Raw genomic sequence first — 20,329 nt, 5'->3', positions numbered from 1 at the left:
CAGGGGCAGGGGCAGGGGCAACGATTGCGTCGGGTAACGGAGGGCGGCCCACGCCCAACGCCCAGGTGAACCCGAAACCCGCCCATAACGGTCCCCCGCCACAGCCGCGTAACGGGGCCCGCACAGGTACAACTTCCGCCCGACCCCACCGGTCGCACCTGATGTGTCAGACACGTGTGCCGCGGCGGAACCGGTGCCGCCCGGCGCGACTCCTGCAGTCCCGACCGAACTTGGAGTTGACCCGTGCCCAGCAAAACCCTGACGACGCGGCTTGCCGCCACCGCCGCGCTCCTGCTCGCCGCAGGCGCCCTGGCCACGCCCTCCGCAGCGGCGAAGCCCGCGGACGCCGCTCCCGGCGAGGCCTACGTGCTGACCGTGAGCACCAGCCCGGCCTCCACCGACTACGACAACCGCCGCGTCGACGTCACCGGCACCGTGACCAAGGCCGACGGCACCCCGGCACCGAACATCCCCGTCACCCTCCAGGAGGTCGTCCGCTTCACCACCTGGAACCCGTGGGGCGACCCGATCGACCCCACCTACTACGAGCCGCGCGACCTGGGCACTCCGGTCTCCGACGCCGACGGCGAGTTCACCGTCCCGGACGTCGACATCGACCACGTGGGCGACAGCAGCCTGCTCAACGTCCAGCACGACGTACAGATCACGGCCCTGTACGACGAGGACGGCGACCTCAACACCCCGCAGGACGGCCACTTCGCGGACACCACCGTGGCCGCCGACGCCAAGTCCAGCTCGGTCAGTTACACGGTCAACAGGAAGAAGGTGAAGGCGGGCGACGTCCTCGTCGTCCAGGGCAAGGTCACCCTCCCCGAGGGCGTCGAGCCCGAGGGCACCGAGGTCTTCCTGCAGACCTACTGGGAGGGCCAGTACCGCGTGAAGACGACCACCGAGGACGACGGCTTCTTCGTGATGTCCGTGCGTGTCCGGGGCTACGACGACACGTTCGCGCTGCGCACGGCCCCGAGGGACCTCTACGTGGCCGGCACGGAACGGACGCTCCCGATCACCAACACCTCACTGCCTCGCACGTAGCCCTGAGGGAACCGGGACCGGCCCTTTGTCCTCATGCGTCGGTGCTTCGACCGACCGGCCTGCGTTCACCGGGTCGGACCGCTGCCCTCGGGTGTTTCCCCCGGCCGGTGACGCCGGGCGGTCAGCAGGACGTATCCCATGAGGTCGGAGGGCGCGGCCGTCTTCAAGGTCTCCATGAGAAGGCCGAAGGCCTCCTCCCCCACGAGCGGTGCCAACTCCCCGGACTTCTCCTCCATGATCTCGATCAGGCGGGTCATCGAGCGCCGGGCGTGCGGGGAGAGGTCCCTGCACGCCACGAGGGTGAACCCGGCGGCGGCCAGCAGGTCGGCATGCCCGTCCAGGGTGGGCGGGGGAGCCATCCGGAAGGCCGCGCACAGGCGGTCCATGAGCGCGAGGCCGGCGGCGTCGGCGCGGTCCTCGTAGCGGTAGCCGTCGGCGATCACCAGCCGTCCGCCGGGCCGCAGGACCCGGGCGATCTCGCGCAGCGTCTGCGCGCGGTCCGACATGTGGCCCATGGACTCCAGCGCCCACGCGGCGTCGAAGGACGCGCTCCCGTACGGCAGCGCCATCGCGTCGGCCCGCTCGAAGCGCACCTGCCGCTCCAGTCCTTCGCTCAGGCTGCGCTCGTTGGCGCGCTGCGTCTCCCGGCCGCTGATGGAGATGCCGACGACCTCCGCGCCGCGCGCCCGGGCCAGGCGCAGGGCGGGCCTGCCGGTCCCGCATCCGATGTCCAGCACCCGTCGGCCGGGAGCGACTTCGAGGGACTCGATGAACAGGTCCGTCATCCGGTCGGTGGCGGCGGCGAGGGAGGTGTCGTCGGAGTCGTCGTCCCAGTACCCGAAGTGCAGATTGTCGTCGTACAGGGCGGCGAACCTCTCCGACGCCCTGTCGTACAGCTCCTGTACGTCTTCCTGGAAACGGGTCCCGGACTGATACATGGCTTTCCTCAAACCGAGTTGACCTAATTGACCAATTTGACCGAGGGGACAGTGTCCTGTGGACGGGGCCCGAGGCCGTGTCGCGCGGTGCCGGCCGGTGCGGTGACGGCGCCGGTGGCCGTCACCGGTCCGTCTCCGCGGCGGGGCGCGCCGCAGGCCGGACACTCGGGGTGATGAGCTCTCCTGTTCGCCTGCGGCCCCGGGCCCGGGCCCGGCCGGCGACGGTCTTGCGCAGGTATCCGGCGGTGAATTGCGCGCAGGACGCGGCGGCGCAGGCGAGCGTCACCCGCCGCGGTACCCGGAAGATGTCGTACTCCGAGCGCTCGATCCGGTCCAGGCTGATCTGCCCCAGCCGCACGCACTGACGGGGCAGCTCGCGTCCGGACGGGTCCACGAGCCGCCACCAGTCGGCCGCCTCGTCGAAGTAACCCCGTGCCCGGCGGACCTGGTACTCCACCAGTTCCCGCAGCGGAGGGGTCATCCGCCTGTCACGGGCCGCCTGTTCCAGATCCGCGCGGCTGAGGCCGAACGTTCTCAGCTCCTCCAGCGGAAGGTAGAGCCGCCCGTCCGCCAGGTCTTCTCCCAGGTCCTGAAGGTAGTCGGTGAGCTGGAGGGCGAAGCTGGCGCAGCCTGCCGCCCGGGCCGCCGACTGCTCGTCCTGTGGCTCCAGCAGCGTGTTGCCCCACAGGGTGCCCTGGACGCAGACGCCCTCGATGTAGGCCGTCAGGTCCGCGTAGCGGGGGTACTCGGTCACCTCAAGATCCGTGCGAATGGTGGTCATGAACCGGCGTACGGAGTGTTCGGGGATGCACCAGGTCTGCACGAAGTGCCGGAAGGCGTAAGCCAGTTGCTCCCCCGTGTCGCTCGGACGCGGGGCCGGCCGCCGCTCCTCTCCCGCCATCAGGCGGTACAGATCCTGCTCGTACGCGCTGTAGCGGGCCAGCCTTCTCTCCACGGTCCACGCCGGATCGTCCAAGAGGTCGTCGACGAAGGTACAGAACGCCAGGGCGGCGTCCCAGAACGGCCGTTTGGCCGGCGGCAGCAGGACACGGATCGCGGGGAACGCGGCTGAGTTCCGCCGTTGCAGGTAGGCGTCGCAGGCGGCGTAGGCCTGGCGCACGCGGGGGGACGTCAGCCCCGCCGCGGTGAGTTCTCGCTGGCTCATGTGCGGTTGACTTCCTTCGCGTCTCGCTGATGCAGGCCGCTCCCGTAGGCCGAGGCGGTCTCGCCCGCGGGCGGTTCCGTCGGGGAGATCAGTGCGTATCCCTGCCGGGGTGACGGACACAGCAGGGACCGGTGGTCGAAGATGACGTCCGCCAGGGGAATGGGCCGGTGATAGAAGCACACCGACGACGGCACCTCGAAGATGTCCGCCGAGCCGATGAAGAACGGAAGCTCCGCGACCAGGTACTGGAGCCCGCGCTCCAGCTGCTCGGCAGTGGGCTCCCCGGTGAGCCCCCGGGCGATCAGAGCCTCCCGTGTCATTCGTATCGCGGTAGCGCGCAGGTCCTGGTCCTCGCGCAGGGTGGACCGGACGTGTGCCAGCAGCCGTTGGTAACTCGGCCGGGGCGCGAGAGCCGACATGAGGAAGAGCCCGTTGCCGTCTCGCGGACAGCCGCTCAACTCCCAGCCACGCAGAACGCGGTTGCGCAGGACATTCGTCTCGCTCCGCACCTTCTTCGCCGCCCGCTCCGGCGAGTATCCGAGGGCCAGATACGTGTGGTGCAGGGCCGAGTCCGGGATCACCACGTCGACCCGGCGGAATTCCTCGCACAGCCACCGCAGCAGGTCGGCCAGTCTGCTCACCCGGAAGTAGCTGTTACCTGGGCTGACGCCGAAGACCACATGCTCTCTCCTGCCACAGACGTACCGGCAGTTCTCGCTGTAGGGCTCCAGGGTGAAGGAAGAGCCGTAGGGCACGGGATCCTCCTGTTCCGCCGCGTCGACGTCCTTGCTGGACAAAAGAAAAAGACGTCGTTACCCGCACGTCTCAGAACAAATTCACGGTAACCGCACATATGATCCCCAGCGATTCCATTCCGCCCTTCGGGTGGCTCGGGCGCCCACGCCTCAGGCGCCGTGGGTCCCGAGCCGGGAGAGTGCCGCGGCGCTTGAGCTGCCCGGCTGCGCCGTGTACATCACCAGCCGCAGGTCGGTGCCGGGGAGCAGCAAGGTCTGGCAGTCCAGGTCCAGGTCGCCCAGCTCCGGGTGGCGCAGGTGCTTGCGCAAGGTGGGGACGGGGCGCACGTCGTGGTCGCGCCACCCGGCCGCGAAGGCGGCACTGTGCGCCGCGAACTCGTTGACGAGTTCGCCGAGGAACCGGTCGGCGGGGCCGTGGACGGCCGCCGCGCGCAGCTGGGCGGCGGACTGCCGGGCGAACTCGTCGTCGCCTCCGGCCGGTGCCGAGCAGAGTGTGCCGTTCAGCCGGATGGCCAGCCGGACGACGTTGCGTTCCTCGCCGGACAGCAGCCCGAAGTCGGTGATCAGCTCGGCTGCCGCGCTGTTCCAGGCGAGGATGTCCAGTCGCTCGTCGGCCAGGTAGGCGGGGATCGGCCCGAGCCGGTCCAGGAACTGGCGGATGTCGGCGGGCACGGGCGGCCTGTCGGCGTCGGTGCCGCGCGGGGTCTGCCCCGCCACCCGTGCCAGGTAGTCGCGTTCCGCGGCGGTGAGCTGCAGCGCGCCGGCCAGCGCGGCCAGTACCTGCGGGGACGGATGCGGTGCGCGTGCCTGTTCCAGTCGTTCGTAGTAGCTGTTCGACACCCCGGCCAGCGCGGCCACCTCTTCGCGTCGCAGCCCGGGGGTACGCCGCGCGCGCCGGCCCGGCGGGTGGACGGCGGTGGCCGCCAGCTGGTCGGGGTGCAGCGCTTCCCGTCGGCGGCGCAGGAAGTCTGCCAGTTCGGCTCTGCTCACGCGGCCAGGGTGGCACAGGGGGACCCGGCCCAGCCACGGACTGGTGGTCCGGGGCTCGGCCGACTGTTCCTCGGCCGGGATTCCCGGCCCAGCCTGGTGGGGACACACCGCTCGACACCGGAGGATCACCGTGCCACGTACCTCACGTACCCCTGATGAACGTACCCCTGATGAGATCTTCCGTCGGCTGCTGGAGTCGCTGCCGGCCAAGGACATGGATGCCGTCGCCGACCTGTGGGCGCCGGAAGGCACCGCCGAGTTCGACACCATCGTGGTGGAGTTCACCGCGCACGGGCGCACGGTGCGTACCGGCGAGCCGTACCGGCTGGACTACATCACGGTGGTAACCGCCCGGGACGGGCTGATCACCCGCTACCGGGACTACTGGAGTCCGCCGGCCGCCGCTGCCGCCGCCGGCGATCTGCCGAACCTGCTCGACTCGCTTCGCCCGGAGGCCACCCGATGACCGGCGTACTGGTGACCGGCGGCACCGGGAAGACTGGAAGCGCGCTGGTGGACCTGCTGCGCGGCGGAGGAGGTGTGCGAGGGAACGGGGTCCGGGTCCGGGTCCGAGTGGCCAGCCGCAACCCGTCCGCCGGCGATCCCGACTCGGTCCGGTTCGACTGGGAGGACCCGGCGACCCACCCGGCCGCGCTGCGGGGCATGGACCGGGTCTTTCTGGTGCCTCCGGTGAACGTCGTGGACCCGATGCCGCTGGTCGGCCCGTTCCTGGCGGAGGCACAACGCATCGGCGTGCGCCGCCTGGTGCTGCTCGGCTCCGCGATCGTGCTGCCGAACGCTCCCGGCCCACTGGAACTGGCCGAGCGGGTACGGGCCAGGCCCGGGTGGGTCGTGCTGCGCGCGTCCGGGTTCATGCAGAACTTCCTGAGCCCTCACCCACTGGGCGAACGGATCCGGCAGCACGGCGAGATCCGCACCGCCGCCGGCGCCGGCCGACTGGGCTGGATCGACGCACGCGACATCGCGGCCACCGCCTCCGCCCTGCTGACCCACCCCGACATCGATACAGGCGTCGATACAGGCATCGGTACGAGCCTTGATACGGGACTCGATACGGGACTTGATGCCGGCGACCGGCGTGACCACCTGCTCACCGGGCCCAAGGCATTGAGCTACGAAGACGCGGCGGCGATCATCACCGCACGCACCGGCCGGCCGGTCCGGGTACGGCACATCGGGTCCGACGAACTGGCGGCCTCCTATCGGGCCGCCGGCCTGCCGGCCGAGTTCGCCGCCGCACTCGCCGCCGTGGAGGACGGCATCAGGGCCGGCCGGGAGGACCTGGTCAGCACCGCGGTACTGGACCTGACCGGCCGCCCACCCCGCCCCTTCGCCGAGTTCGTCCAGGACCACGCGACCGAGTGGACGAATACCGGCTTGCCCGATCACTGACCGGCTCCCGCGCTCGGACTCGCCGACTCTGCACACCCCCACGGACGCAGGACCGTACGGGATCAACACACCTTCGAGGCGGCTGGCCACCTACAGCCGCTGAATGATCGTCCCCGTCGACAACGCCCCACCCGCGCACATCGTGATCAGCGCGAACTCCTTGCCCCGGCGCTCCAGTTCATGAACCGCCGTGGTGATGAGCCGCGCCCCCGTCGCGCCCACCGGATGCCCGAGGGCGATCGCGCCCCCGTTCACGTTCACCTTCTCCAGGTCCTGGTCGAAGGTCTGCGTCCAGCTCAGCACCACCGACGCGAACGCCTCGTTGATCTCGACGATGTCGATGTCCTTCAAGGTCATCCCGGCCTTCCCCAGGACCGCCTTCGTCGCGTCGATCGGGCCGTCGAGGTGGAAGTGCGGGTCGGAGCCGACCAGCGCCTGGGCGACGATCCGGGCGCGCGGGCGGAGCTTCAGTGCTCGCGCCATCCGCTTCGACGCCCACATGATCGCGGAGGCCCCGTCGGAGATCTGGGACGAGTTGCCCGCCGTGTGGACCGCCGTCGGCATGACCGGCTTCAGCTTCGCGAGGGCCTCCATGGAGGTGTCGCGCAGACCCTCGTCCCGGTCGACGAGCCGCCACATGCCCTGCCCGGCACGCTGTTCGTCCTCCGTCGTCGGCACCTGCACGGCGAACGTCTCGCGCTTGAAACGCTCCTCGGACCAGGCGATCGCCGCCCGCTCCTGCGAGACGAGCCCCAGCGCGTCGACGTTCTCCCGGGTCAGCGCGCGATGGCGCGCGATCCGCTCCGCCGCCTCGAACTGGTTCGGCAGGTCCACGTTCCACTCATCGGGGAACGGCTTGCCCGGCCCGTGCCTGGAGCCGGAGCCCAGCGGCACCCGCGACATGGCCTCGACACCACACGAGATGCCGACGTCGATCACGCCCGCCGCGACCATGTTGGCGACCATGTGCGAGGCCTGCTGCGAGGAACCGCACTGGCAGTCCACAGTCGTCGCCGCCGTCTCGTACGGCAGCCCCATCGTCAGCCAGGCCGTGCGCGCCGGGTTCATGGACTGCTCGCCGGCGTGCGTCACCGTGCCGCCGACGATCTGCTCGACGCAGTCGGCGTGGATGCCGGTGCGGCCGAGGAGTTCACGGTAGGTCTCGCCCAGCAGATAGGCGGGATGCAGATTGGCGAGCGCGCCGCCGCGCTTGCCGATGGGGGTGCGTACGGCTTCGACGATCACGGGTTCCGCGGCCATGGGGAGTCCTCTCCTCGGGTCACCCGCGCGGCGCGGGCGTCCCGGCCCACCCGCCACGCTGAACTAGTACGCGTTCTAGTTCTTTGTGCAGTCTGCTGACCCGGCGTCCGCCACCGCAAGGGTCGTGCAGCTCCCGAAGTCGCGATCTGCACGAATCCTGCACGGAGGAATCCCGCACGGATTGGAGGTGCCGCGCCTCTTGCCTCTTGTAGAACCCGTTACTACCTTCACGACAATTCCCGGTTCCTGATGGGCCGTCAGAACCCGATCGTCGTACGACCTGGAGTTGCCGATGCCCTGTCCAGCGCTGCCCGACGGGTTCGATTTCACCGATCCCGATGTGCTGCACCACCGCGTGCCCCTCCCGGAGTTCGCCGAACTGCGCCGGGCCGAACCGGTCCGCTGGATCCCACAGGCGCCGGGCCTCGCCGGCTTCGGGGACGAGGGCTACTGGGCCGTCACCCGGCACGCCGACGTCAAGTACGTGTCCACGCACCCCGAGTTGTTCTCCTCCACCCTCAACACCGCGATCATCCGCTTCAACGAGCACATCGAGCGCGACGCGATCGACGCCCAGCGGCTGATCCTGCTCAACATGGACCCGCCCGAGCACACCCGGGTCCGCCAGATCGTCCAGCGCGGCTTCACCCCGCGTGCCATCCGCGCCCTGGAGAAGAACCTGCACGCGCGCGCGGGCCGGATCGTCGAGAGCGCGCTCGCGAACGCGGGCCCCGGCGGCTCCTTCGACTTCGTCACCGAGGTCGCCTGCGAGCTGCCCCTCCAGGCGATAGCGGAGCTCATCGGCGTCCCGCAGGAGGACCGCGCCAAGATCTTCGACTGGTCCAACAAGATGATCGCGTACGACGACCCGGAGTACGCGATCACCGAGGAGATCGGCCAGGAGGCCGCCACCGAGATCCTCGCCTACGCGATGAACATGTCGGCCGACCGCAAACAGTGCCCCGCCAAGGACATCGCGACCACGCTGGTGGCCGCCGAGAACGAGGGCAACCTCGCCTCCGACGAGTTCGGCTTCTTCGTGCTGATGCTGGCCGTCGCCGGCAACGAGACGACCCGTAACGCCATCACGCACGGCATGCACGCCTTCCTCACCCACCCCGACCAGTGGGACCTCTACAAGCGGGAGCGCCCGGCGACCGCCGCCGAGGAGATCGTCCGCTGGGCCACGCCCGTCGTCTCCTTCCAGCGCACGGCGACCCAGGACACCGAGCTGGCCGGCAAGCAGATCAGGAAGGGCGACCGCGTCGGCCTCTTCTACTCCTCCGCCAACAACGACCCGGAGGTCTTCGACACACCGGAGGTCTTCGACATCGACCGCGACCCGAACCCGCACCTGGGCTTCGGTGGCGGCGGCCCGCACTTCTGCCTGGGCAAATCCCTCGCCACCCTGGAGATCGACCTCATCTTCAACGCGATCGCCGACGCGATGCCCGGCATGCGCCTGGTCGGAGACCCCCGCCGGCTGCGCTCCGCCTGGATCAACGGCGTGAAGGAGCTGCAGGTCAGCGCCGGCTGACCCGCCGCCCGAGAGGCAGGGGCGCTCCCCCTCCGCCGCGCCCCTGCCTCCGCGGGTTCCCCCCCCGGCAGCCGGTCAACGTTTTCGACGCGTTACGCGTCTTCACAGGTGGCACAGCCAACTCACACCTTCGAAGACTTCGAACGGAAACGTCGAGCCGTGGTCTCAGCCGAACTGCCCCTCGTCGGACCGGAGGGTGCCCAGCCTGCCCACGCCTCTCAGGTCTCCGATCAGGTCTCCAGTCAGGTCTCCAGTCAGGTCTCCGAGGTCTCCCGGAAGCGGGACCTCCGGCCGTTTCGGGTCCGGCACCGTGTGCCCCTCCTCGCCACCCTTCCGACCGTTCCGCTGTACGTGGTGTGGTGGCTGTTCCTCGCCACCGGCGGCGGCGATCTGGCCGCACAGGAGGCGTGGGCCGACTTCGCGTCCCGGCACAGCGGTTCGGCGTACAGCCTCTTCTGGTACGGCGGGATGCACACCGCCAACTACAGCCTGATCTCGCCCTATCTGATGGCCGCCCTCGGCGTGCGGACCGTGACGGTGGCGGCCGGGCTCCTCGCCGCCTGGCTGGCCGCGGCCCTCGTCGTCCGTACGGGCGTCCACCGCCCCCTCGGCCCGGCGCTGCTCGCGTCGCTCGCGCTGTGGTGCAACGTCGCGTCGGGCCGTACGACGTTCGCGCTCGGCATCGCCCTCGGGCTCGCGGCCTGTGTGCTGCTGACCGGGGAGCGGCGGACAGCGCCGGCGGTGGCGTACGCGGCGTTCGCGGCCATGGCGAGTCCGGTGGCGGGCCTGTTCCTGGTCGTCGCGGGGGCCGGCTACGCCCTCGTACGGGACCGGGCGCGGGCCGCCGCGCTGATCGTGCCCCCGGTCCTGGTGGTGGGCGCGACGACACTGCTCTTCCCGTTCACCGGCGAGCAGCTGATGCCCGCCGCCCGGATCTGGCCGCCGGTGCTGATCGGTGTCGTCGTGCTGACGCTGGCGCCGCGCGGCTGGCTGGTGCTGCGCTGGGGCGCCGTCGTGTACGCGGCCGGGACGGTCCTCACGTTCCTGGTCCCCTCCCCCGTCGGCACGAACGTGGAACGGCTCGCGGAACTGTTCGCGCCCGCCACGTTGCTGGCGGCGCTGCTCGCGGTACCGGCGGAGGCGCCCCTGCGGCGCAGCAATAGGACAAGGCGTCTCGCGTTGACGATGGCGCTGGTCTTCTCCGTGGGGTGGGTCGGTAAGAAGACCGTCGATGATCTGGAGGTGTCGACGGTCGTGCCCGCCTGGGCCCACCACACCACCAGCGTCGTGGAAGCCCTCGACCGGCTCGGCGCCGACCGTACCCGGGTCGAGGTGGTCCCGGCCCGCAACCACCGCGAGGCCACCGCCCTGGCCCCGCACGTGAACCTGGCACGCGGCTGGAACCGGCAGCTGGACATGGAGCGGGGCCGGCTCTTCTACGACGGGACGTTCTCGGAGAAGACGTACCGTGCCTGGCTGGACCGGTGGGCGGTCGGCTTCGTCGTGCTGCCCTCGGGGAAGCCGGACGGCTTCGCGGAGGACGAGGCGCGCCTGGTCAGGAACGGCACCCCGTGGCTTGAGCCGGTCTGGCGGGACCCGAACTGGCGGGTCTACCGGGTGCGCGGGGCGGTGCCCATGGTGTCGGCGCCCGCCACGGTCGAGCGCGCCGACAGCGCCGAGGTCGTGGTGCGCGTGCCACGGCCCGGCGCGGTGACTGTGCGGGTCGCCTTCTCGCCCTGGCTGCGCGCCGAGGGCGGCTGCCTCGCGAAGGAGGGCGAGTTCACGCGGCTGACGGTGACCGAGCCGGGCGAGTACCGGATCAGCTCGGGGTACGGCCCTTCGCCGGGCCCGTCCCCGAGATGCTGACCTCTCCGGCCGCATCGGCCCCTTCAGCCCCCGCGGCCCCCTCGGCCCGCGCAGTACCGCCGACCTCGCCGGCCTTCTCGGTCTTCCCGGCCGGTTCGGCGAGCGGTCGGGGTCTGGGGCCCTGGAGCAGGTAGGTCAGCCCGAAGCCCGCGCCGACGACGGCCGCGCCGCCCACCGCGTCCAGCACCCAGTGGTTGCCGGTCGCCACGATCGCGGAGACCGTGAACAGCGGGTGCAGCAGGCCCAGGGCCTTCATCCACCACCTGGGGGCGAGGATCGCGATGACGAGCCCGCACCACAGCGACCAGCCGAAGTGCAGCGAGGGCATCGCCGCGTACTGGTTGGTGAGCGCCGTCAGCGTCCCGTAGTCCGGCTTGGAGAAGTCCTGCACGCCGTGCACGGTGTCGATGAAGCCGAGGCCGGGCATCAGCCGCGGCGGGGCCAGCGGGTAGAGCCAGAACCCGACGAGCGCGAACAGCGTGGCGAAGCCGAGCGCCGCACGGGCCCAGCGGTAGTCGGCGGGCCTGCGGGCGTACAGAACACCGAGGACGCTCAGCGGGACCACGAAGTGGAACGACGTGTAGTAGAAGTTGAAGAAGTCCTCCAGCCACCTCACGTTCGTCACCGTGTGGTTGACCCAGTGCTCGATGTCGATGAAGAAGAACTTCTCGATGGAGTGGACCTGCTCGCCGTGGTGCTCGGCGGTGGCCCGGCCCCCGGAGTTGGTGCCACCGGTCGCCGCGAGCCTGACCTGCTGGTATGCGGAGTATCCGACGCGGATCAGCAGCAGTTCCAGGAGCAGGTTCGGCCGGGTGAGGACCCGGCCCAGGAACGGCAGCAGGGGCACCCGCCGCCACCGCGTGGGCACCGGGTCCGCGTACCGGGTCGGGACCGGCGAGCGGTAGTACTCGGAGGTGCGGGACAGGAACGGGACCGCGGTCGCCGCGGCGAGGGCGGCGATCAGTACGACGTTGTCGCGCAGCGGGTAGAGCGACGCCATGTTCGGCAGCATCATCTTGGCCGGCAGGGTCATCACGAGGATGACGGCGACGGGCCACACGTACCGGTCGCCCGCTTTCCTGCCGACCCGGCCGGCCATCGCGAGCAGCACCCACAGCAGCTGGTGCTGCCAGGTGGTCGGCGCCACGGCGACGGCGACGCAGCCGGTGACCGCGACGGCTAGCAGCAGCTGTCCGTCGCGGGCGTAGCGCACGGCGCGGCGCAGGCCGAGCACGGCGACGGCCGCGCCGAGCGCCAGGAAGAGCGCGATCTCCAGCGGACCCTCGACGCCGAGGCGCAGCAGCGCCCCGTGCAGCGACTGGTTGGCGAGGTCGTCGGCGGGCCGGCCGAGACCGACCCCGGCCAGGTGGTGCACCCAGTACGTGTACGAGTCGTGCGGCATCGCCGCCCACGCGAGCGCGGTGCACGCGGCGAAGGTGAGCCCGGTGGAGCCGGCGGCCCGGCGGCGGCCGGTGAACCACAGGAGCGGCGCGAACAGCAGGACGGTCGGCTGCAGGGCCGCCGCGAGGCCGATCAGGACCCCGCTCGCCCGTTCCCCGCGCACGGCGAAGCAGCCGAGGAGCACCAGCAGGACCGGGATGATGCTGGTCTGGCCGAGATACAGCGCGTTGCGCACGGGCAACGACAGCATCAGCAGGCTGATCGCGACGGGCGCGGCCAGTAGGGAAGTACGGCGGCTGACGGGCTGGGGCAGGGCGCGGGCGGCGACCAGGCCGAGGGCGACCACCAGCAGCAGCGTGCCGAAGGTCCAGCCCCAGCCGAGGGCCTGCTCGGCGGCCTTGGTGAGGGGTTTGAGGACGAGTCCGCTGAACGGTGTGCCCGTGAACCGCGTCGAGTCGTAGAGCGACCCGTTCACATGCAGCACACCGTCGGGTCCGACCCAGGTTTCCAGATCCGTCAGGCGTTCGCCCTTCGGTGTGCTCAGGACGACGGCGACCTGCCGTACCGCGAGGACGGCGGCGACCAGCCAGAGGCCCACGCGGACCACATCCAGCCGTGTCTTCGCCGTCCCGGGCGCCGCCGCCCCGAAGCCATCACCTGGTCGTCCACCGTGCTCCACATTCGCCACGCGCCGTCGGCCCTCCCGCCCCGTTCGTCCCCTGTTGTGCCCATGGGTCTCGTGCGTCTGTTTCCTGTTCGAACTCTAAGAGGCTCGCACCACCCCCGTCGGAAGACGCAGGCAACCCCCTCTTCACCTGACGTCCTTCAGTCTTTTGTCCGGATGAAGGTGTTGTACGCCGACATGGCGCCACGGAACGCCGCCACGCGAGGCCGTGACGGGAATGCAACCACCCGACCTGCCGGTAACCGGCTATATTCGGCAACGGAACTAGTTAGCTCACCTAACTAGAGAGACGAAAGGCCTACCGGATGACCGAGCCCCGACTCTGGCACGACGTGGACGACTACTTCACCGGCCTCCTCGCCCCGCCGGACGCCGCCCTGACCGACGCGCTGCGCGACAGCGACGCCGCCGGGCTGCCACAGATCAACGTCTCCCCGAACACGGGCAAGCTGCTGCACCTCCTCGCCGTGATCCAGGGCGCGACCCGCATCCTGGAGATCGGCACGCTCGGCGGCTACAGCACCATCTGGCTGGCCCGCGCCCTCCCGCAGGACGGCCGGCTGATCAGCCTGGAGTACAGCGAACGGCACGCCGAGGTGGCCCGGCACAACCTCGCCCGCGCCGGCCTGGACAAGCTCACCGAGGTCCGGGTGGGGCCGGCCCTGGACAGCCTGCGGACGCTGGCCGAGGAGGACCCCACCCCGTTCGACGTGGTCTTCATCGACGCGGACAAGGTGAACAACCCCCGCTACGTGGAATGGGCCGTGAAACTCACCCGCCCGGGCAGCCTGATCGTCCTCGACAACGTCGTCCGCGGCGGCGCCGTCACCGACGCCGGCAGCGACGACCCGAGTGTGCGCGGCACCCGCGAGGCGCTCGAACTCTTCGCCACGCATCCCAGGCTGACCGCCACGGCGATCCAGACGGTGGGAGTGAAGGGGTACGACGGGTTCGCGCTGGCACGCGTGCTGCCGTAGGCGCCGGTCGCGTGGACGTCGTAGGCGCCGTAGACGCCGCTCACGTATTCGGCGCGGGGCCCCGCCGCTCACGTACCGGCGCGGGCCCTTCCCGGCGCTGCTCCCAGCGGCTCCCCGGCGCTTCAGGCCTCGTGGTAGAAGCCCACGTTCACGCTGCGCGGGCCCGTGCGGTCGTGGATGACCAGTTCGCCGGCGCCGCCCGCGGCCAGCTGCGCCGTTCCGCCGTACAGCAGTGTCTGCTGCGTCCCGCCCACCAGCACGAGCCGCACCTCGGACGAGGGGTCGTCGTGCGTGCCCCGTAGCCAGGTCACCTGCCAGGTCCCCTCGGGCCCGCACAGGAACTCCAGGTGGACCCGCGAGACGAACAGCCAGTCGTCGGGCGTCGCGAGGCGGCACGTGCCCCGGTCGCGCCCCACCCGCAGCACGGCTCCCGGCTCGCTCGGCGCGTCGGCCATCTGCATTCCGGCCGTCGCGCCGGCGTCCGTACCGGACACCGTGGCCATGGTGAGTTCGAGCACGTGCGCTCCTTCGTTCCCCCGCGTTCCCGCGTTCCCCCGCGTTCCCGCGTTCCGATTCTCCGCGCCGGGACGTGGTTGACGCCCGGCGGCACATCGCCGCCGAATGATAATCGCCAGAACCCGTACCGTCCGGCCCACTCTCGTACTCTCCGGCCTCTCCGGCCCTCCCGGCCTCTCCGGCACAATGGACCCATGACCGAGCGCAAGCCTCCCGGGGTCGGCTTCGAGTCCTGGGTCGACAGACAGATTCGCGAGGCGGAGGCCCGCGGTGAGTTCACCGAACTCGCCGGTGCGGGCAAACCGCTGCCGAGCGGCCCCGACACGTCGTACGACGAGCTGTGGTGGATCAAGCAGAAGATGGCCCGCGAGGGTCTGTCCGTGCTGCCGCCGACGCTGGCGTTGCGCAAGGAGGCGCAGGACGCGCTGGAGCAGGCCGCCGCGGCGCCCTCGGAGCGGGTGGTGCGACGGATCGTCACGGACGTCAACGCGAAGATCCGCGAGATGATGTTCAAGCCGCCGCCCGGTCCGCCGCTGGGTCTCAAGCCGTACGACGTCGAGGAGATCGTCCGCGCGTGGCACGAGCGCCGCGCCCGGCAGGAGTGAGGCACCCGGAAGGAGCGAGGCCCCGCCCCGGCGCATCACCCGGGCAGGGCCTCCGTGCGTGACGTGTGGGTCAGATCTTCAGCAGCCGTTCCGTCAGCTCGCGGTAGTCACGCAGGGCCAGCCGCAACTGCTCCGTGTCGGCCTTGTCGTCGCCGGGGGTCTGCCAGGACGTACGCAGGGTGCGTCGCCGGCGGGTGACGGCGTCGGCGAACCGCTCCGCGACCTCCTTGAGCACCTGGTCCGCCTCCTCGATCGAACCACGGGGCTCGTCGACGAACGCGGAGACCGCGTGCTGCAGCCGCAGCGACCACTTGTCGCCCTCGTCGTGGGGCATGAGCCGTCCACTGGTGCTCGCGCCGGTCGTCGTCCCGGCGTTCACCCTCGCCTCGGCACCGAGGATGCCCGCGCGGGAGGCGCCGCCCGTCACCGGTCCCGGACCCGGTCCCGTTCCTGACCCCGGTCCCGGACCCGGTCCTGGTCCCGGTCCTGGTCCCGTTCCTGCCGTGGTGTTGTCCGGCATACGTCTCAACTCCCCTTGGCGTCGCGCCTGTTGAGCGCCCACGGCAGGTGCGATCGGCCGCCGCGTGAGCTGTCGTCGGTCCTGGCGGTACGGGCGGGATCGGTCCTGGTGGTACGGGCGGAGGCGGTCGTGGAGGCGGCAGTCGGGACGGTCGCCGGGGTGGTCGCCGGGGTGGTCGCGGAGGTGGTCAGGTCCTCGAAGAGGGCGCGGGCCTCGACCAGCGCCTCACGCAGTTGCTCCGTGTCGCCGCCCCGGCCCGTCGCGGCGCCGTTCGAGTGCGCGGCCAGGTGGACACGGCGGTAGCCGTTCACGTGGTGCGCGTGGTGCACGGACAGTGCCGAGAGCTGCTCCTCGTAGCGACCGCCGTCCGGGAAGCCGCGCGCGCCCGCCACCTCGGCGAGCAGCCGGTCCGCCTCGACGACGGCGTCACGCGGCGAGTCGACGAACTGCTCCTGGATCGCCGTCCAGCGGACCGCGTACCGCTCCCGCGCCGCGGGGTCCAACGGCTGCTCGCGCAGCGACCCGTGGCGCCTCACACGCTCCTCCAGTTCACGTTCGGCGGCCTTGGAGTCGCCGTCGTGCCGGGCCACCGCCCGGTCGTACTCGGGCCCGAAGCGCCGCTTCAGACCTCGCCCGCCGCCCGCCCCGCGGGCCATCACGAGCCGAGCGGCCACGGCGGCGACAAGGGCCACCGCGACCACGATCAGAATGATGATCACGCCTGTGGACATGGATTGCCTTCCAAGTTCAGGGCCCGGTGGGCCGCTTCCTTGGCCGGGTTGCCCGGAGCGGGGCGCCCAAACGGGTGCCCGTCGCTCACATCCGCCGCAGAGCCGCCAAGTAGGCCCCGGGTCACTTCACTTGGCCGGCCATGCCAGGCCGCCCGACCGGCTCGGGCGCCGGCTCCTCGTACGGCTGTTCCGCGTCGGAACCGCACAGCTCGGAGTTCAGTTCCCGCACGAGCCGGCCGAGGTCGGTGGGCCGGTCCGGGCCCCACCAGTCGCCGAGGAGCTCGGCGAGGGACTCCTCCCGGGCCTCGGCCAGCTTCTCGGCCACCTCACGGCCCCGCTCGGTGAGGACGAGGTCGATGCCTTCGCGTACGGCCAGCCGCCGCTCCTCCACCTGCCGTGCGGCCGCGATGACGACCCGCAGGGGCACCGCGCTGCGCTCGGCGAGGACGGCGGGCTCGGCCCAGCCGTAGCGCCTGATGCGCAGCAGCAGCCAGCTCGCGCCGGGCAGCAGGTCGTACCCGGCGCGGGCGGTGATCTTCTCGTAGATCTGCCGCCGCCCCTCCCGGGTGCCCAGCACGGACAGCGCGCGGCACACCTCGTCGTACGAGGAGCGCTCCACGGGGTTGCTGGCGAGCGTCTGGGTGGCGTCCGGTGCCGTCACCGAGCCCCGCAGTTTGTCCTCGCGCAGGAACCAGGCGAGCACGAAGCCGACGAGGGCGACCGGGGCCGCGTACAGGAAGACGTCCGTGATGGAGACGGCGTACGCCTCGACGACGGGCGGCCGGAGCGCGGCCGGCAGCTCGCCGATGATCTTCGGGTCGGATTTCAGCGCGTCGGCGCTCAGGCCCGGCGGGAGTCGCTGTCCGCGGAGCGCGGTGGTCAGTTCGCCGCTCAGGCGGCTCGCGAAGACCGAGCCGAAGATGGCGACGCCGAACGAGGCGCCGATGGAGCGGAAGAAGGTGGCGCCGGAGGTCGCGACGCCCAGGTCCTCGTACGAGACGGCGTTCTGCACGATCAGCACGAGGACCTGCATGACCAGGCCGAGGCCCAGGCCGAAGACGAGGAAGTACGCGCTCATCTCGCCCGTGGAGCTGTCCACGTCGAGCCGGTGCAGGAGCAGCAGCCCGAGGGCCGTCACGGCGGTGCCCGCGATGGGGAACACCTTCCAGCGGCCCGTACGGCTGACGATCTGCCCGGAGACGGTCGAGGAGATCAGCAGCCCGGCCACCATCGGCAGCATGTGGACACCCGACATGGTGGGCGACACACCCTGGACGACCTGGAGGAACGTCGGCAGGTACGTCATGGCGCCGAACATCGCGAAGCCGACGACGAAGCTGATCACGGCGGCGAGGACGAAGGTGCGGATCCGGAACAGTTTCGGCGGGAGCACGGGTTCCGCGGCGCGACGCTCGACGGCCACGAAGACCACGGCGAGTACGACGCCCAGGACCGCGAGGCCGATGATCCGCGCCGAGCCCCAGGCCCAGGTGCTGCCGCCGAGCGAGGCGACGAGGACCAGGCAGGTGGCGACGGCCGCGATCAGGAACGTACCGAGGTAGTCGATCGTGTGCCGCCGGGAACGGACCGGGATATGCAGTACGGCGGCGATGACGGCGAGCGCGACGATCCCGAGGGGAAGGTTGACGTAGAAGACCCAGCGCCAGGTCAGGTGCTCGGTGAACAGGCCGCCGAGCAGCGGGCCGAGGACGCTGGTCGCGCCGAAGACCGCGCCGAACAGGCCCTGGTACTTGCCCCGTTCGCGGGGCGGTACGAGGTCGCCGACGATCGCCATCGACAGCACGATGAGCCCGCCGCCGCCGAGGCCCTGGAGGGCGCGGAAGGCGATCAGCTGGGGCATGTTCTGCGCCATGCCGCACAGCGCCGAACCGATCAGGAAGAGCACGACGGCGATCTGGAACAGCTTCTTGCGTCCGTACTGGTCACCGAGCTTGCCCCAGAGCGGGGTGGCGGCCGTGGAGGCCAGCAGGTACGCGGTGACGACCCACGACAGGTGGTCGAGGCCGCCGAGGTCGCTGACGATCGTAGGCAGCGCGGTCGCCACGATCGTCTGGTCGAGCGCGGCGAGCAGCATTCCCAGGAGCAGCGCCCCGATCGAGACGAGGACACCGCCCTGCAAGTGCTCCGGAGCGGCGGCGACACCGGGTGAGCGGTCCCGGGCGGAGCGGGAGGGGTCCTGTACGTTCCCCGCGTCCACCGCTCCGTGAGTACCGTGCGTGCCCGTGCCGTGCGCGGCGTGCGCGGCGTCAGTGCCGCCCGTGCCGCCCGTGGCGTGCCCATCCCCGGCCATGTGAAGTCCTCCCGGCCCCGTCGGTCCTGTTGCTTCCGGTCCTGTTGCTTCCGGTCCTCTTCCGTCGTGGTGTTCCATCCTGGTCGGTGTGACCCGTTATGGCCTGTTGAATCCGGCCAAGGGTCCGGGATTCCGGGGGTAACCGGGAGATTGTGTGGAGGGGGTCTGCATAATCGCTGGAGTTCGTACGGAGAGGGATCCACACGTGAACGACCGGAGCGGTCATATATGCCCGGAATGCGGGGCACCCAGGGAGTCCGGGGGCTCTCCGACATGCGGCTGCGCCCGCAGAGCGGCGGACGAACTCCTGGAAACCCGTTCCGCCGAGACGGCCGCCGCGGAGGACTTCGACCCACTGCGCATACGCCCCTACGTGGACCTGGAAGTGGGCAAGGAGGGCGCCGCCGGACCCGGGAGTACGCAGTCTCCGGCGAGTGAGAGCTCACCCGGCACGGCGACCGAGGACCACGAGGGCCGTGGGGGCCACGAGGGTCACGAGGGCGGGCCTGGTCCCTCGGATGCGCCGGCGTCCACCGGCACGCCTGGGGGCCCGGCGGCACCCGACGACTGGGGAACCGTCTCGATCCCCGTACAGCGCACGCCTTCCGCACACACGGGCCCACTGGACGCACCGGGCTCACCGGAGCACCAGGGCCGGCTGGAAAGCCCGGTCGCTCCCGGAATTCACGGAACCCATGGCACCCACGGCACCCACGGCACCCATGAGTCGCCGGACGCGTTCGCCGACGATGTGGACGCGACCACGCGACTGACCCACGCGACGGCCCTGCCCCACCCCGCCGACACCCAGCTCTTCGAGCCCGACCCCGCCGACTTCCCGGACGCCCCCGTCGAGAACACGAGCAGCCGACGCCGCCGCTTCGTGCTCGTGGGCGCCGGTGCCACCGCTGTGGTGGTCGCGGCGGCCGGGTTCGCGAGCGGGCTGTTCTCGTACGAGTCGCCGTCGCGGAACGACGCGGCCCCGGACGACATACGCGCGAGCGTGCCGGACACGTCGGTGGACGAGCCGCCGCTCCCGTCGGACTCCGAGTCACCGTCCGAGTCGGCGTCGCCTTCTTCGTCCGCGTCGAGCAGTACGAGCGCCTCGCCGTCGGCCACGGAGTCGACCGCCTCGGCCACCCCGTCCCGGACGACCGCCACGACGCCGCGTGCGTCGACGGGCGGGAACGAGGACTCGCCCGACGATCCCCCCGAGCCGTCCCCCAGCCCGACGGACAAGGCAGAGCCCGTGGTGCTGCGCCCCGGCGACGAGGGCCCCGAGGTGACCGAACTCCAGCTGCGCCTGAAGCAGTTGGCCATCTACCTGGGCAACGCGGACGGCGACTACGACAACGGAACAAGAAACGCCGTGCGCCACTACCAGTTCACCAATGGCATCGACGAGAACCTGGGCATCTACGACCAACGAACCCGAGAAAGCCTGGAATCAGAAACCTCAGAGCCGTAACCCCACCGCCGCACCCCAGCGCCCCGACAGGGGCGCGAGGAACGGCGCGCGCAACCCCCGAACCACCCGCACAAAACCCTCGGACCGCACCCCAGCGCCCCTCAGGGGCGCGGGGAACTGCGCGCTCAACCCCCA

18 protein-coding genes are annotated in these 20,329 nt (G+C 71.0%); 8 read left to right on the top strand and 10 right to left on the bottom strand.

Going from position 1 to position 20,329, the window contains the following annotated elements:
• The first annotated feature begins 243 nt into the window (after nt 1–243).
• Nucleotides 244–1,056, top strand: a complete 813-nt coding sequence (locus AOK01_RS20440) for a hypothetical protein (RefSeq protein WP_055513757.1) — start codon at nt 244–246, stop codon at nt 1,054–1,056.
• 65 nt (nt 1,057–1,121) lie between these two features.
• On the opposite strand, the gene AOK01_RS20435 is transcribed toward AOK01_RS20440, so the two are convergent.
• The 4 genes from AOK01_RS20435 to AOK01_RS20420 all read right to left on the bottom strand — a co-directional run bounded on the left by AOK01_RS20435 (nt 1,122) and on the right by AOK01_RS20420 (nt 4,904).
• The gene (locus tag AOK01_RS20435; RefSeq protein ID WP_055513754.1) at nt 1,122–1,994 is read right to left on the bottom strand and encodes a methyltransferase domain-containing protein; all 873 of its coding nucleotides are present in this window, start codon (nt 1,992–1,994) and stop codon (nt 1,122–1,124) included.
• A 121-nt stretch (nt 1,995–2,115) separates the two neighbouring features.
• Nucleotides 2,116–3,159, bottom strand: a complete 1,044-nt coding sequence (locus AOK01_RS41395; RefSeq protein WP_055513752.1) for a squalene/phytoene synthase family protein — start codon at nt 3,157–3,159, stop codon at nt 2,116–2,118.
• Nucleotides 3,156–3,914, bottom strand: a complete 759-nt coding sequence (locus AOK01_RS20425; protein WP_079103588.1) for a tRNA-dependent cyclodipeptide synthase — start codon at nt 3,912–3,914, stop codon at nt 3,156–3,158. The genes AOK01_RS41395 and AOK01_RS20425 overlap by 4 nt, the downstream gene beginning before the upstream one ends.
• A gap of 150 nt (nt 3,915–4,064) precedes the next feature.
• On the bottom strand, nt 4,065–4,904 hold the full coding sequence (locus tag AOK01_RS20420) for a helix-turn-helix transcriptional regulator (RefSeq protein ID WP_055513750.1): 840 nt from the start codon (nt 4,902–4,904) through the stop codon (nt 4,065–4,067).
• 214 nt (nt 4,905–5,118) lie between these two features.
• Between AOK01_RS20420 and AOK01_RS20415 the strand changes: the two genes are divergently transcribed.
• Both AOK01_RS20415 and AOK01_RS20410 read left to right on the top strand, forming a co-directional pair.
• A complete protein-coding gene (locus tag AOK01_RS20415) occupies nt 5,119–5,370 on the top strand; it encodes a nuclear transport factor 2 family protein (RefSeq protein WP_245702330.1) in 252 nt (83 codons plus the stop codon).
• A complete protein-coding gene (locus tag AOK01_RS20410; RefSeq protein ID WP_055513746.1) occupies nt 5,367–6,317 on the top strand; it encodes an NAD(P)H-binding protein in 951 nt (316 codons plus the stop codon). Before AOK01_RS20415 ends, AOK01_RS20410 begins: the two co-directional genes overlap by 4 nt.
• Before the next feature lie 90 nt (nt 6,318–6,407).
• Here the strand turns inward: AOK01_RS20410 and AOK01_RS20405 are convergent, their stop codons facing one another.
• Entirely contained in the window at nt 6,408–7,577 is a 1,170-nt protein-coding gene (locus AOK01_RS20405) for a steroid 3-ketoacyl-CoA thiolase (RefSeq protein ID WP_055513744.1), read from the bottom strand.
• A gap of 292 nt (nt 7,578–7,869) precedes the next feature.
• Between AOK01_RS20405 and AOK01_RS20400 the strand changes: the two genes are divergently transcribed.
• Both AOK01_RS20400 and AOK01_RS20395 read left to right on the top strand, forming a co-directional pair.
• Nucleotides 7,870–9,114 (top strand): cytochrome P450, encoded by a 1,245-nt coding sequence (locus AOK01_RS20400; protein ID WP_055513742.1) that lies wholly within the window; start codon nt 7,870–7,872, stop codon nt 9,112–9,114.
• 312 nt (nt 9,115–9,426) lie between these two features.
• Nucleotides 9,427–10,980: a hypothetical protein gene (locus AOK01_RS20395; protein ID WP_425424748.1), complete on the top strand. Its 1,554-nt coding sequence runs from the start codon at nt 9,427–9,429 to the stop codon at nt 10,978–10,980.
• Here AOK01_RS20395 and AOK01_RS20390 read toward each other — a convergent pair.
• Nucleotides 10,934–13,069 carry a bifunctional glycosyltransferase 87/phosphatase PAP2 family protein gene (locus AOK01_RS20390; RefSeq protein WP_055513740.1) on the bottom strand — a complete coding sequence of 712 codons (2,136 nt, stop codon included), beginning with the start codon at nt 13,067–13,069 and terminating at the stop codon, nt 10,934–10,936. The genes AOK01_RS20395 and AOK01_RS20390 overlap by 47 nt on opposite strands.
• 302 nt (nt 13,070–13,371) lie before the next feature.
• Here AOK01_RS20390 and AOK01_RS20385 point away from each other — a divergent pair, with 302 nt between their 5' ends.
• Nucleotides 13,372–14,043, top strand: a complete 672-nt coding sequence (locus AOK01_RS20385) for an O-methyltransferase (protein ID WP_055513738.1) — start codon at nt 13,372–13,374, stop codon at nt 14,041–14,043.
• Between the two features lie 122 nt (nt 14,044–14,165).
• Here AOK01_RS20385 and AOK01_RS20380 read toward each other — a convergent pair whose 3' ends face one another.
• Complete coding sequence (locus AOK01_RS20380; protein WP_055513736.1) at nt 14,166–14,561, bottom strand: hypothetical protein; 396 nt, start codon at nt 14,559–14,561, stop codon at nt 14,166–14,168.
• A gap of 192 nt (nt 14,562–14,753) precedes the next feature.
• On the opposite strand from AOK01_RS20380, the gene AOK01_RS20375 reads away from it, so the two are divergent.
• Nucleotides 14,754–15,164 carry a DnaJ family domain-containing protein gene (locus AOK01_RS20375; RefSeq protein WP_055513734.1) on the top strand — a complete coding sequence of 137 codons (411 nt, stop codon included), beginning with the start codon at nt 14,754–14,756 and terminating at the stop codon, nt 15,162–15,164.
• Between the two features lie 70 nt (nt 15,165–15,234).
• On the opposite strand, the gene AOK01_RS40340 is transcribed toward AOK01_RS20375, so the two are convergent.
• The 3 genes from AOK01_RS40340 to AOK01_RS20360 all read right to left on the bottom strand — a co-directional run bounded on the left by AOK01_RS40340 (nt 15,235) and on the right by AOK01_RS20360 (nt 18,726).
• Nucleotides 15,235–15,591: a hypothetical protein gene (locus AOK01_RS40340; protein ID WP_425424747.1), complete on the bottom strand. Its 357-nt coding sequence runs from the start codon at nt 15,589–15,591 to the stop codon at nt 15,235–15,237.
• A gap of 98 nt (nt 15,592–15,689) precedes the next feature.
• A complete protein-coding gene (locus tag AOK01_RS20365) occupies nt 15,690–16,415 on the bottom strand; it encodes a hypothetical protein (protein WP_055513728.1) in 726 nt (241 codons plus the stop codon).
• A gap of 121 nt (nt 16,416–16,536) precedes the next feature.
• Entirely contained in the window at nt 16,537–18,726 is a 2,190-nt protein-coding gene (locus AOK01_RS20360; RefSeq protein ID WP_079103586.1) for an MDR family MFS transporter, read from the bottom strand.
• A 205-nt stretch (nt 18,727–18,931) separates the two neighbouring features.
• Between AOK01_RS20360 and AOK01_RS20355 the strand changes: the two genes are divergently transcribed.
• Nucleotides 18,932–20,194, top strand: coding sequence for a peptidoglycan-binding domain-containing protein (locus tag AOK01_RS20355; RefSeq protein WP_157871379.1), 1,263 nt, complete (start codon nt 18,932–18,934; stop codon nt 20,192–20,194).
• Nucleotides 20,195–20,329 lie beyond the last annotated feature (135 nt).

The organism is Streptomyces aurantiacus (assembly GCF_001418335.1).
In the GTDB taxonomy this organism is placed as follows: domain Bacteria; phylum Actinomycetota; class Actinomycetes; order Streptomycetales; family Streptomycetaceae; genus Streptomyces; species Streptomyces aurantiacus.
Note: the sequence above shows the minus strand (reverse complement) of the source record. Positions and strands in the feature narration are given on the sequence as shown.